The 14,478-nt window shown below is 36.6% G+C and carries 18 protein-coding genes; 12 read left to right on the forward strand and 6 right to left on the reverse strand.

The genetic code is table 11. The features are described 5' to 3' along the window. From JEY82_RS18650 to JEY82_RS18675, 6 genes are all read right to left on the reverse strand, one after another. The coding region (locus JEY82_RS18650; protein WP_304088546.1) for a hypothetical protein at nt 1-289 on the reverse strand (289 nt) is incomplete at its 3' end. Continuing rightward, nucleotides 240-1,739 carry a phage terminase large subunit gene (gene terL / locus JEY82_RS18655; RefSeq protein ID WP_304088548.1) on the reverse strand — a complete coding sequence of 500 codons (1,500 nt, stop codon included), beginning with the start codon at nt 1,737-1,739 and terminating at the stop codon, nt 240-242. The genes JEY82_RS18650 and terL, both read right to left, overlap by 50 nt. Next, entirely contained in the window at nt 1,732-2,205 is a 474-nt protein-coding gene (locus JEY82_RS18660; RefSeq protein ID WP_304088551.1) for a DUF1804 family protein, read from the reverse strand. Before JEY82_RS18660 ends, terL begins: the two co-directional genes overlap by 8 nt. Continuing rightward, nucleotides 2,195-2,704 (reverse strand): phage virion morphogenesis protein, encoded by a 510-nt coding sequence (locus JEY82_RS18665; protein WP_304088554.1) that lies wholly within the window; start codon nt 2,702-2,704, stop codon nt 2,195-2,197. Before JEY82_RS18665 ends, JEY82_RS18660 begins: the two co-directional genes overlap by 11 nt. Further along, nucleotides 2,701-3,078, reverse strand: coding sequence for a phage protein Gp36 family protein (locus JEY82_RS18670; protein WP_304088557.1), 378 nt, complete (start codon nt 3,076-3,078; stop codon nt 2,701-2,703). Before JEY82_RS18670 ends, JEY82_RS18665 begins: the two co-directional genes overlap by 4 nt. A gap of 142 nt (nt 3,079-3,220) precedes the next feature. After that, entirely contained in the window at nt 3,221-3,622 is a 402-nt protein-coding gene (locus tag JEY82_RS18675; protein ID WP_304088559.1) for a hypothetical protein, read from the reverse strand. Between the two features lie 327 nt (nt 3,623-3,949). Here JEY82_RS18675 and JEY82_RS18680 point away from each other — a divergent pair, with 327 nt between their 5' ends. From JEY82_RS18680 to JEY82_RS18735, 12 genes are all read left to right on the forward strand, one after another. Next, nucleotides 3,950-5,041 (forward strand): head maturation protease, ClpP-related, encoded by a 1,092-nt coding sequence (locus JEY82_RS18680; protein ID WP_304088561.1) that lies wholly within the window; start codon nt 3,950-3,952, stop codon nt 5,039-5,041. Beyond that, nucleotides 5,041-5,955, forward strand: coding sequence for a hypothetical protein (locus tag JEY82_RS18685; protein ID WP_304088564.1), 915 nt, complete (start codon nt 5,041-5,043; stop codon nt 5,953-5,955). The genes JEY82_RS18680 and JEY82_RS18685 overlap by 1 nt, the downstream gene beginning before the upstream one ends. 11 nt (nt 5,956-5,966) lie before the next feature. Continuing rightward, complete coding sequence (locus tag JEY82_RS18690) at nt 5,967-6,506, forward strand: hypothetical protein (RefSeq protein WP_304088566.1); 540 nt, start codon at nt 5,967-5,969, stop codon at nt 6,504-6,506. 17 nt (nt 6,507-6,523) lie between these two features. Further along, a complete protein-coding gene (locus tag JEY82_RS18695) occupies nt 6,524-6,718 on the forward strand; it encodes a hypothetical protein (RefSeq protein WP_304088569.1) in 195 nt (64 codons plus the stop codon). A 95-nt stretch (nt 6,719-6,813) separates the two neighbouring features. Then, complete coding sequence (locus JEY82_RS18700) at nt 6,814-7,221, forward strand: hypothetical protein (protein ID WP_304088571.1); 408 nt, start codon at nt 6,814-6,816, stop codon at nt 7,219-7,221. 83 nt (nt 7,222-7,304) lie between these two features. Continuing rightward, the gene (locus JEY82_RS18705) at nt 7,305-8,069 is read left to right on the forward strand and encodes a DNA adenine methylase (protein ID WP_304088590.1); all 765 of its coding nucleotides are present in this window, start codon (nt 7,305-7,307) and stop codon (nt 8,067-8,069) included. Between the two features lie 44 nt (nt 8,070-8,113). Further along, complete coding sequence (locus tag JEY82_RS18710) at nt 8,114-8,587, forward strand: hypothetical protein (RefSeq protein ID WP_304088574.1); 474 nt, start codon at nt 8,114-8,116, stop codon at nt 8,585-8,587. 103 nt (nt 8,588-8,690) lie between these two features. After that, nucleotides 8,691-8,999, forward strand: coding sequence for a hypothetical protein (locus tag JEY82_RS18715; protein ID WP_304088577.1), 309 nt, complete (start codon nt 8,691-8,693; stop codon nt 8,997-8,999). Between the two features lie 439 nt (nt 9,000-9,438). Continuing rightward, nucleotides 9,439-12,387 carry a hypothetical protein gene (locus JEY82_RS18720; RefSeq protein WP_304088580.1) on the forward strand — a complete coding sequence of 983 codons (2,949 nt, stop codon included), beginning with the start codon at nt 9,439-9,441 and terminating at the stop codon, nt 12,385-12,387. Continuing rightward, a complete protein-coding gene (locus JEY82_RS18725; protein ID WP_304088583.1) occupies nt 12,387-13,808 on the forward strand; it encodes a hypothetical protein in 1,422 nt (473 codons plus the stop codon). The genes JEY82_RS18720 and JEY82_RS18725 overlap by 1 nt, the downstream gene beginning before the upstream one ends. Next, nucleotides 13,801-14,244 (forward strand): hypothetical protein, encoded by a 444-nt coding sequence (locus JEY82_RS18730; protein WP_304088585.1) that lies wholly within the window; start codon nt 13,801-13,803, stop codon nt 14,242-14,244. The genes JEY82_RS18725 and JEY82_RS18730 overlap by 8 nt, the downstream gene beginning before the upstream one ends. A 13-nt stretch (nt 14,245-14,257) precedes the next feature. Beyond that, nucleotides 14,258-14,478, forward strand: a 221-nt coding sequence (locus JEY82_RS18735; protein WP_304088588.1) for a hypothetical protein, incomplete at its 3' end; no start/stop codon positions are given.

The following is a 14,478-nucleotide window of genomic DNA, read 5'->3' on the forward strand; positions in this document are numbered from 1 at the left end:
GAATTGCACTAATAAGAATGTCCTTAACACAGAGTTTCACAGAGGTTATCACAGAGTTACACAGAGTTTTAAGAGGGGGATTAAACACCCCGTCTGCTTCGCATCCACCCCTCTTTAGCATCCTTTCAGGATTAAGAGGGGAGTTAAGAACCAGCCCGTCATCTTCGATGCCACCCCTCCAAAGAGGGGAATTGAAGATGCCGACAGGGATGTCGGCGCTCCCAGTGGCGCTCCCAGTGTTACCAGACATCTGAGAATTGAGTAGCCAGGCTTGTTTCAACTGTTTCATAGGTTTCTTCTTGAGAGTTAATTCTAAGGACATTGACTCCTCCGGTGAGAGCATCAGGTCCGTCATCGTTAGGATAATCCGGGAAGCCGAGAAGTTGGTCTTCGAGAAGTTGAGTTTCTGCTGTTTTTTGCTTAGGAAAGAGAAGCCAACCCCACTCGAAGTAAGGCTCGAGTCTTTCTATTCTAAGTTCTTTCTTTTCTTTGTTTTCTACTCCTGAAACAGGTAACATATAGCCGATAACCTGAGCCAGGTCAGGGATGTAGTCCCAGATAACCTTTTGCCAGAAGTTGGATTCCATATAAAGACGGGCATTGTATTTGCTGTGAACAGAATAGAGATATTTAAGCATGTCGATGATAGAAGCTTTTCTTAAGTAGCACTCTAACAGGTAATACTTCTTTTTGTAGAAGCCAATAGTCATTGATGCTTTATAGTCTGAAGTAGATTTTTCACCTAAAGAAGGGTCTGTGTAGTTAACTATTTTCTCAAAGGTGATGTTTTCGATATCTTCAGGGGAGTAATATCTAAACCAGGCTTCTTTAAACTTAAGTCCTTCTACTACCGGGTTCATTCTAAAATGTCGTTCAAAGCCAAATCTACCGATTGTTTGATAGATTTTGATAATTTGTTTTTTAGTATGTTTTTCAGGCCAAGTTGGATTAAATTGACCGTCATCAACCTTGAAGATAAGCATCTTACGGCCGATAAGTTCACCTGTTTCAGTTGATTTCTTAAAAAGATTTAAGGCTGATTTCTGATGAGTAAGATTACCAAGCCAGATGATATAACCTTGTCCATCTTCCAGGGCACCATAAGCTTCTTCAGTAACGAACTGGAGCTTTTCTTTAGCTATTCTTTCGTTAAAAGATTGGTGGTCTTCTAAGTCATCGATATCTATATAATCTGGTCTGTGAGTCATGTGAATTACACCACGGACACCTGATTTATAACCTAAAGCAAGGAATCTACAGCCAGATTTAAGAGTAAAATCAGACTCAGAAGATGAAGTCGTTAATTGTTCTCCGAAGTCTTGCTTTATTCTTTCATTAAAGAGGAATTCAGCTCTTATGGCTGCGGTTCTTTCAGCTGCTTTATCATCAGATTTAGCAATCTTGACATTAAAAAATATTTCTTCCTTAAGAGCTTTCCAGATAGGTTTGATAATAGATAGCTGAGTAGTCTTACCCATACCTCTAAAACCGGCAATAGCTGTTATTTGTCCGAGTATTTCAGTTTCTTCATGAGCTATTTTATGAGGTGTACCTGACTTACAGCGGATGTAGTGAGGAAAGTAAGTTTCAGCAAAGAAGAAGAAGTCTTTTTTAGCTTTGGCCAGTCTCTTTGCTTTTGCTACTTTATCATTAGGCAAAGGTGTAGAGAACTTCTTAATGTTGGAGATTAAGAGCTCGAGCCTCTTATCAAATTCTTTAGAAGTTATTTGCTTATTCATCACTCATCCTAAAGTTGTTTCCGGAAGCATATTTTCGTCTTAAATCATCTGAAATCTCTCTAATATACTTACCCCAGAGCATAAGGAAATCCTCATTTCCTATCTTGTTCTGAATGCAGTGAGTAATGTCTTCTAACATGTTAAAGATGTTGGAGAGCATCATCTTTTCAGGAGATAGTTTCTCTGCAATTTTAGAAATCTTTGCCAGAGCATCAGCTGTTTTAGGGTCTGTCAGCTTTCCTTCTTTCATAGCTTTATTCATTTCAGAAAAGAGAGATTTGGTCATTTCGATAGTTAAGCCAATAGTGCCTGAAGCTCTGATGGCCTTATCCCATTCATGCTTCTTTTTCCAGGCATAGATTGTCTGCTGAGAGACTTTCAGAATGGTAGCAATCTCACTTATCTGTTTGCCTTCCATGATGTAGAGTCTTTCAGCTTGTTCTTTGATAATGCGTTTATGAGCCATTGAATGACCTCCTTATCTTGTTATCGTAGTATTTGCTGATAATGTTTGAGATTTGGCTTTCATCTTCAGGACTAATAAACAAATAAGGTCTGGCAGGTATTTTTACAGACTTCTGAAGCTTGTAGAGTGCTTCAATTTTATCATTTCCTAAGTTTCTGAAGATGATGCCTTTGCGAATAAAGGTATCCTCCCACTCCAGAGGTCTTTTTACTTTAGCTGCAGGAGTAAGAGGTATTGCTAGGTATTTTGCCCTTTTAGGGGTGATTGTACCTCCTTCCTGGTGTATTCTGGCATAAGTAACATTGGTTCCAACAACGATAGAAGAACCACGAATAGCATAAGTTATTGAAGAAAGGAGGTTACCACTATCTGTTAGGGTTGCTTTATTCTTGAACTTATTGGGAGTAGCAGGAGTGATTTTATTCTGTCTTATCCTACTTTTGATGTTCCTGGTAATTACCTGGCCAATTGCTTTTAAAAGTTGTTGATCTTGAATCATAGCCAATCTCCAAAATAGACAGGTTTAGAAGAAATATCATCATCAAGAGCATCTTCTTTCATGATAAGAATCTCTCCTTTTTGAATTTTTACCAAATCTTTTAAAACTTGCTTCTCTTGTTCTTTGACTGCTTCCGGGATATCATTAGAAGCAAAGAGTCTGTAGCATTCTGCTTTAGAAAGAATTATACAGAACCTGTTAATCATGGCATTTGTCCCGGGTAATGGCAAGTCATACCTAACCTGAAGAAAACTATCGATGTAGCTTGATTGGTCTTCTAACATCATAATAAGTTGTTCATCTGTAATGTCTTGTAAGAGTAAGTCTTTCTTAGAGCCGAAAGAGTCTTTTAAATTTTCTATTGTACCGTACATTTTTTTCTCCTTGTTTTTTTAATCTATCCACTAATTACACGAATTGCACTAATAAGAATGTCCTTAACACAGAGGACACAGAGGTTTTCACAGAGTTTTAAGAAGGGGTAAGATGCCAGCAAGGATGCTGGCGCTCCCAGTATTAAGATTCATCATGAATAAAATTAACCTGGTAGGTAATGAAGCCCGGGAAGATGGCAAGTCTTCTAAAGCCGTTAAAGTATAAGAAACCTTTGGCGAAGCTTCTTTTATTGAGTGATTTACGCATATCATCAATAATGTTAAACATAGCTGTAGGTTTCCTGCCTTTTATATGATTTGTGGAGACATAAACAGCTACAGTGGTCCTGATAGTGTTTTGTCTGCCATTTGGATTTGGATCAGCATCAGAGAGTTCTACAAAAGCTGATGGTGGCACAAGAGTGTATTCACTAATGTTATCATACTGCCCTTCATAAGGTTCTACTTGTTTAAATAGCTTTCCATCTTCTGTTTCCAGGCTCTTCAATTTTACGATTAATTCTTCTAATAAAGTACTTAGCATTAAGGCTCCTTTTGTTTTAAATCTATCCACTAATTACACGAATTACACTAAGAAGAAGATCCTTAACACAGAGGACACAGAGGTTTTCACAGAGTCTCACAGAGGTTTAAGAAAGTGTGAAGATACCCGTAACCCCTGAAAAGAATCTCTCTTTCCAGTTATTAGAGCCATAATAACACAAGAGTTAAAAATAACTGAAAAAAGTGGGTATTTTACCCAATTTTTTTTATGAAAATGATTAGCTGTGATAAGGTGGCTTTAAAGATAAAGAGCTTTTACTCGAATTAACACGAATTAAAGCGAATTAAGAGAAGAAGAGGGGAATAAATGGACTGGTACAAGATAGTAAATAGTAGTGATGGAGCAGATGTATATCTTTATGATGAGATAGGAGGTTGGGGGATAACAGCTCGCTCCTTTCTTAATCAGATAAAGCAAATTAAAGGAAGAATAACACTTCATATTAACTCTCCAGGTGGAGATGTTTTTGACGGCATTGCTATTTATAACACCCTCAAAGATAGAGGGGAAATAACTGTAAAGATTGAAGGTTTATGTGCTTCCATGGCTTCTATAATTGCTATGGCCGGAGATAATGTAGAGATGGCAGATAACTCTATGATGATGATTCATAACCCATGGGCCGGAATGAATGGGGATGCAAGTGAATTTAAGAAGATGGCTGAGGTTCTTGACCAGATAAAAGCACTCTTAATCACAACTTACAAGTCTAAAACAAGTTTAAGTGATGAAGCAATATCTTTGCTAATGGATCAAGAAAGCTGGCTTAGTGCAAGTGAAGCATTGGAAAAAGGTTTTATCGATAAAATAACAAGTAGTGTCAAAATTCAAAACAGTTATAGTTCTGACAGATATCGCAATAGCGAAGTGTATAAGAAATGGGAGGAGATTAACGCTGAGTCACAAACAAATAAGACAAGCACTCCTCCTCAAAATATAAAACCAATACAAAGAGAGGAGAATATGGACGAATTATTTGAAGTATTAGGTGTAAAAGATAAGGCTGAAGCAGTTGTTAAGATTGATTCTTTAACAACTCAAGTTACCGCTTTAAAAACAAAGAATCAGAAACTGGAAACAGAGGTTACTGAACTTAGAAAAGTTAATGTCGAAGCTAAAATCAATCAAGCTATTACAGAAGGTAAGATTACCCCGGCACAAAAAGACTTTGCCAGGACTTTAATCAATAAAGATGAAGCTTTGTTTAATGAGTTTGTTAAGAATGCGGGAAATAGTAAGTCAGACCTTACTCAGACAATTACACTGGGTGCAAATGCTGATGAAGAGTTAAGCTGGGAAGTATTGATGAAGGATCCTGAAAAAGCAGGTGAGCTCTATAACACTAATCCTAAGTTATACGAAGAACTAAGAAGTAAATACATGGAGGATAACAGATAATGTCACAAGCTGCTAACACAATTTATGGTGATTTAATCACTACCGAGACTCTGAATGCTATCAAGCGTAAGAGTCAAGACAACAGATATGCAATGAGCTATCTTTATGATGTTTCTAAGTTTGCTAAGAAAGGAATGAAGGTGATTCATGTTCCTTACATTACAACTGAGTCAGGGCAGACTGTTGCTCTTGGAGCTGCCTTTTCTGAGCCATCAGGTGCAGGAGAAGGTTCTATAGATTTAACTGTAGATCAAAAGGCAGGTAATCCTTTTATAATCCAGAGAGATACTGATTATCAGACTACAGTGAAAACATTGAAAGAAAAGTCTGCTGATGCTGGTTCTAACATCTTAACCAAAGAAGATGTTAATATCTTAACAGCTTTAATTGGAGCTATTCCTGCAGGACAAAAGGTTGATTTTGCAGGTCATGCAACTACAGCTAATAAGATTACTTTAGATGACTTCATTAATGCAAGAAAACATCTCAATGAACAGAATGCTCCTATTTCAGGCAGATTCTGTTTGATTGGACCTGAACATGAATCTCAATTGTTCAAAATTGACCAGTTCGTCTCTGCAGATAAAATTGGCCAACAAAGCAAAATGCCTATTCCTAATGGTTTGATAGGTAGATTAATGGGCTTTGATGTTATTCTATTAAATCATCTTCCAAAGGTAGATAAAACCGGTGTTATTAACTCTACTGCGTTAAAAAATGACAGTACTCCTGTTATTTTCGGACACAAGTATTGCTATATGTATGGTAATCAGTTAATGGAAACTCTATCAAGTACTAATGACTTGTCAGCTACAGACAGATATGTGCCTTATAGAACATTTGGTAGGGCTAAATTAGAAGACAGCTGGGTTTATCAGGTTTGTGATAAAACTACTGCAGACCCAACTTCATAAGGAGGTAGATTATGGCTAATACACCAGAAAAACCTAATTTAGATAGATTAATTATTGATTTTCATAAGCAGATAGCTGTGTTTAATCATGGCTCTTGCTGGTTGGGAGATGGAGCTTTTGATGATATTAAGGATATACCGGCAGAGGTTCTGTTAAACCAAAAAGATTTTGGGCTGTTTTTAAATTCTACTTTTGATGAGATTTCCGATCTGGGAGAGAATCCAGGTAAAGAAGAATCTAAGGTAGCTAAGTTTAAAACAACTAATTTCCTAATTGAAGGCAAGCGTTCTAACACTATCGAACTGACTTTAATAGGTCTTAATCAGGCTAGAAAAGACTGGCTTGAAACTCAGTTAAATAAAGAGATTAGGACCATTGCTTTATTGTCAGCTGATAAGGCAAACTGTTTAGTCTTTAATGCCATGAGATGGAGCTATGAAAGAAGTAATGAGTTTAATGGCTTATATACAGCTACAATAAGCACTGAGTTCTCCGGACCTACTAAGGATAGGTATTTTATCATAGATGGTATCCCTGAAACTGCTGTGTAAATCAGTAAGGAGAAGAGATGTCAGTATGCGAACACCACGAGAGCTTAGTAGGAGATATTAAAGATATCAAAAAGAAGTTAGATGGAAACGGAAGACCTGGGATATTAGAGAGATTAAGCAGAGTGGAAACTAAGCTAAATATAGTCATCTGGTTGAACGGGTTAATGGCCGGGATAATGATAGCAAGTGTTTTGAAACCGATAATAGGGTAGCCCCTAAATCCCCTGCCCCTAAATCCCCTGAAGGGGGCTTTGATAGGGGACTTTGAAAGAGGGGAATAAAAAAGGAGAATAAAAAAGGAGAATAGATGAGTGAATTACTAAATCATCCTGCAGTAGTATCTGCAATAAGTGTGGTAGTAACAATGATTATCATAGGAGTAGTTTATCTGATTAGAAAGAAGATGCTTTCAATCGATACTGTACTTCCTACAGTGCAAAGAGTAATAGAAGCGATACTGGGTGCTTCCAGGTATGAACATCCGGCATTACAAATAGAGAAGGAAATTAAAAATATTCCTTCAGCTGAAATGGCTAAATTAGCTAAGAAACTGGCAACGGATAATCCTGTGCAGAAAGTATATGATATAGTAACAGAACCTGCCAGACGAGCGGGAGAGCAAGACGGTTCCGGATGGTTAAAGAACTTAGCTACCGGATTAGGTCGAACGGCTATGACAGGGCTTGCTCAGGGATTAGCTAAGAAGCTGTTTTAGTGTATGTAAATTAATAGAATGCCTGCAAGATGCAGGCGTTCCCAGTGATATAATGGAGAAATAAAACATTCGAGAGTAGTATAATAGGATGGGTAGGTGGAAAGAGACTTTTAAGAAAAAGGATCATTCCACTTATCCCAAAACATAACTGGTACTGTGAGCCATTTGGTGGAGCAGGTTGGATTTTATTTGCTAAAAGCAATGATGCGAAAGATTGGAAAATAGATAATAAACCGAATTACCGAGAGATATTTAATGATATTAATGGTGATTTGATAAACTTCTGGAGATATATTAAATACCATCCGGATGCTTTTCATAAGGAGTTAGAACAATACATGGCTTCCAGAGAACTTTTTAAAGAAATGATTGAAATGAAAGCAAGAACAGACTTAGAAAGAGCTGTATTCTTTTATTATAAGCTGTCTTGTTCTTTTGGTGGTTTATCTCGTTCATTTGCTTTAAGAGGTGGTTCTAACATTATCCCTTTATTCAATAAGGATAGAGTTGAAAAAGCTTCTAAGAGGCTGGCTAATGTAGTAATAGATAACCTTAGCTTTGAGAAGGTGATCACTAAGTATGACAGGGATTTTACCTTCTTCTATGTAGATCCTCCTTACTATGATAAAGAGGATGTTTATGACAGAGACTCTGTAGATTCTTTTACTCAGCATAAGGAACTTAGAGAGCTTCTGGGGAAGGTAAAAGGTAAATGGCTTTTATCTTATAATGATCATCCTAAAGTAAGAGAGTTGTATAAAGGTTATGATATCCAGGAGGCTGAAACACTTTATTCTCTATCAGGGAAAACAATACCAAAGACAGAGATTCTGATAAAGAACTATTAAACAAGGGCAGACTGCGGTCTGCCTCATCATTTAAGGAGAACGCAATGATGAAACATGTAAAAGCTGAATGCAAAGAATTAGTAAGAAAGATGTTAATAAGGCATGAAGGGCTAAGACTTAAACCTTATCGTTGTAGTGCAGGTAAGCTGACTATTGGTGTTGGCCGAAACCTGGAAGATAAGGGAATAAGAGAAGTTGAAGCTTATTATATGCTTGATAATGATATTGATGAAGTAACCGGCAGTCTTAAAAAGAAATATGACTGGTTTGAGAGACTTAATGAAGTTAGAAAGGCAGTAGTTATCAATATGGCTTTTAACCTGGGAGTCCTCGGATTTGGAGCATTTAGGAAGACTATTGCTTTGATTGAGTCCGGGCAATATGAAGAAGCAAGTAGAGAGATGCTGAGATCGAAATGGGCAATTCAGGTAGGTTATAGAGCAAGAGAATTGGCTGAGATGATGAGAAGTGGAGAAGAACTCCACTGTCCGACAGAAGAAGACTTTCACACAAATTAACACGAATTAAAGCGAATTAGCACGAATTTTAAGAAGAAATAAAAGGGAAAAATGAAGATGCCAGCAGGGATGCTGGCGCTCCCAGTAAAAATAAGGAGATAAGATGAAGATATATACAAATATAAATGTATTAAGAAAATTACAGGCTGTTTTGCAGGAGATGGGTTTAGAGAGTGTCTTAACAGGTGGAGAACTAAAAGATGTTACTATTGGTAATGTGATTAATCAGCTTCTAAACGAAGGAAAAGCAGTTGAAATAATGCAAATAATCACAAGAGATGAAGAGACTGATTTTAATGAAAAGCCATTGAAAGAGATTAAGGAGATTATTAGCTCTTTTTTTACCGATATTCTCGAATTGTTTCCCGAATCAGTGTTAAAAAAACTGAAAGTAGCAGTAGAGCAGGAATAAACCCTGATGTTTTTACTGAATATATCTATGTTCTTAAAAGGTTAAGCTTGTGGGATCCAAATTTGGAGATTGATGAAGCATTTAAACTACTTGAGATACATCATAAGAGTGAGAGCCCCTAAATCCCCTAAAGGGGACTTAGTGAGTGAAGAGTTAAGAGTGAAGATAAGACCACCCCGTCTTGGAAATACCAAGCCACCCCTCCACGAGAGGGGAATTGGAGATGCCGACAGGATGCTGGCGTTCCCAGTATTTATTGTCTAAAGATGGTGTTATATAAAGAATTAACTTTATCTTCAAGAGTAGTCTTTGGTTTCTTTCTCCATTTGGCTTCCCATTTCATAACCAGTATAACTAAAGCAATTGCTATTGCATAAACTAAAAATATTAAGTATTCCATATATTTACCTCTAACAATAAAATAAGTGAGAGATGAAAGATGTCAAGTAAATTAAACTATGTTCTCGATATTAAGATGAGTGAAGTGATAAATAACTTCAGTAAACTTGATGAGAAGATTAATAGTGTATTAAGTAAGCTAAGAGACCCTTTAAAGCTGGGAGTTGATACTAAAAGTGCTGAGAATAGTATTGAAGATACTAAGGGAAGTATGGATTCTCTTGAAGATAAAAGTGTATCAATAACAGCTGATGGAGAAGATGCTGTAGCTGAAAGTGAAGATACCAAGAATGAGATAGAAAAAGTACCTGATAATAAACATACTAGGTTTACAGGTGATAATAATAATATGTTAGCTTCTATTACTGGTATTACTTTGGCTTTAGGTGGCATTGTTATGGCTTATAATAGAGTTAAATCTATGTTAGGTGAATACATTAATCTTTCTAATATTCAAGAGACGGCGGAAAGGTCTTTAGTAGCTGCATTAAAAGTAAAAGGGCAAGCTACTGAAGAAGAAATTGAACGCTTAAAAAACTATGCTTCTGAGATACAAAATTTAACTATTATTGGAGATGAGCAGTCTTTAAGTCTTTTAACCCTGGCTACAAATATGGGAATTGCATCAGAGAAAAGAGATGAAGCATTAAGAGGATCAATTGGATTGGCTGAAGCTTTTGCTGCTGCCGGGCTTTCTCAAGAGACAGCAATGAAAGGAATCGCTCTTGCCTACGAAGGTAACTTTACACAATTACAAAGATATATCCCTGCCTTACAGAGTGCTCAAAGTGAAAGTGATAAGATGGCTATATTACAAAAAGCAATGGCAGATGGCTTTGAACAAGCTAAGGATAAAACAAAGACAGGTGCAGGAGCTTTAGAGCAATTCAGTAATTTAGTGGGAGATTTGAAAGAGAAGGTTGGAGATGTAATTAAGGCCGCTTTGGTTCCTTTGGTGGGACTAATGTCTGAATTAGTGACTGTGATGAATGAGCACCCCAGGATATTTGGTTTGGTTGTGGCAAGTCTTGGAGGATTAGCAATTGCTGTGGGAGTCTTAATGTTAAAGCAGATAGCTTATAATGCTCTTTTGGCAATAACTGCTGCTTTGTCCGGTAATTGGATAGGATTAGCTGCTGCTGCGGTTGTTGGAGTAGGAGCTTGGGCAGTTGGTAATCAGATTTTAGCATCTTCTCAAGATGGTGTTAATGCTTCCCTGGGAGAAAGCAATAAGCTTTTAGGTTTATATATAAAAAAATGGGAGGATAGTAGTGTTGCAAGTCTATTATCTGAAGAAATAAGACTCTTCAGGGAAAGAAGAATGCTACAGAAAGAAATTAGTGAAGCTAGTGACGAAGCTTGGAAAAAAGAGCTTGAAGGGCTTTTAGAGCTTAATAAGCAAGAACAAGAATATATAACTCAAAAAATAAATGGAATTGAAGCAGAAACAGCAGAAAAACAAGAGAAAAACCAAGAGTATTTAGCTTGGAAAGCTCAACAAGATGAACTGGCCAGATTAGAAGAAAAGGAAAGAATTCAAGCTGAAATTGAACTGGCCAAAAAGAAGTATGAAGCTATTCAGGTAATAGATGATAAGACTCTTCAGGAGAAACAAGCTTTATATAAAGAGATACAGGCTCTTGAGGAAAGTTTAAAGAACAGTAACAATACCGATATTAATGGAGATAACTCTGCAGAAGAAGCAAGATTAGCACAGAAGCTAGCACTGGAAAAACAATACAGTGATGCAGCTACTGCTATTGCTTTTGAGAGAGCTAACCAGAAATTAGAAGCTGAAGAAAATGCTGAGATTAGAAGAGTTGAAAACACTTATAATGCAGAAGAAAAAATAGCAGGGATTAGAAGTGATTATAATGATAAGATTATTAAATTAATAGAAGATAGAATTGAAAAGGAAAGACAAACAGAAATAGAGAGAGCTAACAGCTTGATAACATCAGAAGAAGACAATAAAGAAACTCTCAAAAACATAAATGATACCTATGACCAAAAAAGGCTTGAAGCTGTTAGAAATCATAATCTGGAGCTTGCTCAAGAGGCTAATAAAAGATATGCAGAAGAACGAAAGCAAGAACAAGATTTATGGGAGTTTCAGCAGATGCAATTAGCCCAGGATGACCCATTAGAAGCTCGATATAATATGCAAATTAAAGCTGTAGCTAACTTCTTTGAGAGAAAGAAAGAGAGTCTTATTAAAGCCGGATATACTGAAGAACAGATAAGTCAAGCCCATAACGAAGCCATTAAGAGGATTGAAGAACAAGCATATAATGCCAGGATAAGTAATAATATGGCTGCACTTGCTCAAATGGGTAAGAATTTAGCATCTACAGGGAAAGTTGGATTTGAGATATCTAAAGCTATTAATATAGCTCAAGTAGCTATGGAAACACCTGCGGCCGCTTTTGCTGCTTATCGTTCATTATCGGGTATTCCTTTAATTGGCCCTGCATTAGGTGCAGCTGCTTTTGCTGCAGCCATTGCTCAAGGTGCGATGTCTATTAAACAGATAACCAAAACTAAGCCACCAAAAGCTGAAAAGGGTGGATTAACAGGTTTGTTAAATGGACCATCTCATGCCAATGGTGGGACTATTATTGAGGCTGAAGGAGGTGAGTACATTATCCGAAAAGACCGAGTAAATTTTCTTGGTATTGGACTTCTAAACTTCCTAAACAATGCCCGACCTGAAAGTGTTTATAGTGTTTTTGGTAATTATATAAGAGCTTCTCGAAAAGTCCCAACCCCACCCTCTCCACGTTTTGCTTATGCTTCAGGTGGTTCTGTTCAAGGCAATAATCTTATGGATACATTGATTGAGAAAGTAGAGATATTAACCAGCAAACTTGAACAAAAAGAATTAACAGTTAATAACTATATATCAGCAAATGAGGTAGTTAAAAAGGCTGACCCAAGTATTGTTAATGAAATAAGTGAGCGTGGCAGTAAAATAAGGAGTCCCTTATAATGTATAGAATTGATTTTGTTGATATGAGTAATTACGCTGCAATTCTTCATAGTTTGAGACTTGAAGATGGCTTGGATAATGTTACTCTTTCCGGAGAGAAAATAGCCGGAAGCGATTACTTCGCCAGAGAACCAAGACGCTTGGAATTTACCTGTATTGCTGATGATTGGCTTACTGAACACATATTTGACGGCAATAATGAGCAAATCAGATATATATCAAATTATGAAGTAAGACTTTATCGCAATGGGTTTCTGGACTTTCACGGAATTATTGATACTTCCTTCTGTTCTAATGATATAAGAAGTAGAACAATGAGATTTACTTGCTATGATAAACTAAGATTGTTGGTAAAGTTTTCTGACTTGAAAATGCTCTATGCCTTAGCAAATGGATATAGTCCTGGTTATTGCTTTGGCTATTTTGCTCAGAATATTGAAGATAGAATTGCTAATATGATGCCGGTACATTGGACTCAATCTTTCATTAATTATCCTCTGGAAATTAATGTTGAAGGTGTTGAAGTACTGAAGATAAACTGGAAAGAGATTATTGAGAAGTTCGGAGATGTTCCGCCCCAATCAGGCTCTTTTGGTTTTAAAACAACTTCTTATGGTATTAGATTAGTATTAGTGCTTTACCGGTCTATATATGATGCAGATTCAGGGAAATGGTCAGCTAAGGTTTATGCTAGTGGGTGGAGATTTTATAATACGATATGTCCTTTTTTAGATGATAAGAACATTATTGACTTAGAAACTAAACCATTTTATAGTGCGGACTCACTGAATGAATATCTTAATATACTTTTGCAAAATTTCATTGGTCCTGTTCCATTAACTGAGACCACTTCTGAAGGACAGTATGTTACCACTTTTGATGCTACAAATGACATAAATCTTGATAACTGCCCTGACTTTAAGAGTGTCTCTTTTACCGGTAATGCAATTCCTAAGAAGCTCTTTCCTAAGGGATTCTATGACTCAGAAAATAAGCAGACCGAGATGCTTCCAGTTCTTAAAACAGCACTATTTCTGCATAATTTAACTATCGTTTCAAGTGCTAGTGGTGATTTATGGCTGAAGCGCAAAGATTTATCTGAAGGGACAGCTATTGTAATAAATGAAAAGGATATAATAGACTTCGAAGAAAAGCGTAAGGATACTGAGATAATTGATACCGATATATTGAATATCTTAATGGGTGATACTCAATTACTTCAAGACATATTGAAAGAATACTATGAGGGACACCTTTCTTATAAATGGGAGCTTAATGTAACTATTGATGATTTAAGTAAATACGATATTCAACTTTTCAATACTATCATAATAAAAGAAAAGCAATACCGGGTTAATGAACTCAAAAAAGACAGCTTTAGAGATGAATATGAAATTGTAGCCTGGAGGACTAATGTATAATAAAGAAGTAAGATTTATCAGAATAGCTTCCAGTGTTTCAATGCTTACCTTAGAACATGCTGAAGTAGATTATTCTCCTCATAAAAAGTACTTAATTGATAAGACTAATGCCTATGATCCTACTCTAATGATCAAAAGAGAGCCATATTATGAAGATAGCTTTAAAGTTGATGCTATCCTTAATACAGCACAATATAACGAGCTTAAGGACTATTTAATGGAAGAAGGTAAGCTGTACATAGAATACTATGATGAGACCGGCAAGAAGCAGTTTCCTGTAATCATTGATAAATATCCTACTCAACAGGATGACCTGAGATACTTTACTGAAATAACAAGAATTGAATTAAAAGCAATATATAAAGAACTATCTCCAATTAACTATGATGAAGCTCCCGGGTGGGGCAATTCATGGGGTTTAAGCTGGGGGTTCTAAAAGGAGGACTAATATGACTGAAACAACTAATTATGGGCTAAAAAAGCCTGCTGAAGGCTCATCCGGATGGGCTAATGATGTGAATAATAACTTCGATGTAATCGATAACAAAATGAAAGCTAATGAAGGGATTGGAGAGACTTTATCAGGGCATTTGAATGGAACAGGTGAAAGACATAATGCTGAAGCTATTAACTCTCAGTTAGCTGATATTCTTGGGTTAGGTGGAGGATT

The sequence above is a fragment of the Maridesulfovibrio ferrireducens genome (genome assembly GCF_016342405.1).
In the GTDB taxonomy this organism is placed as follows: domain Bacteria; phylum Desulfobacterota; class Desulfovibrionia; order Desulfovibrionales; family Desulfovibrionaceae; genus Maridesulfovibrio; species Maridesulfovibrio ferrireducens_A.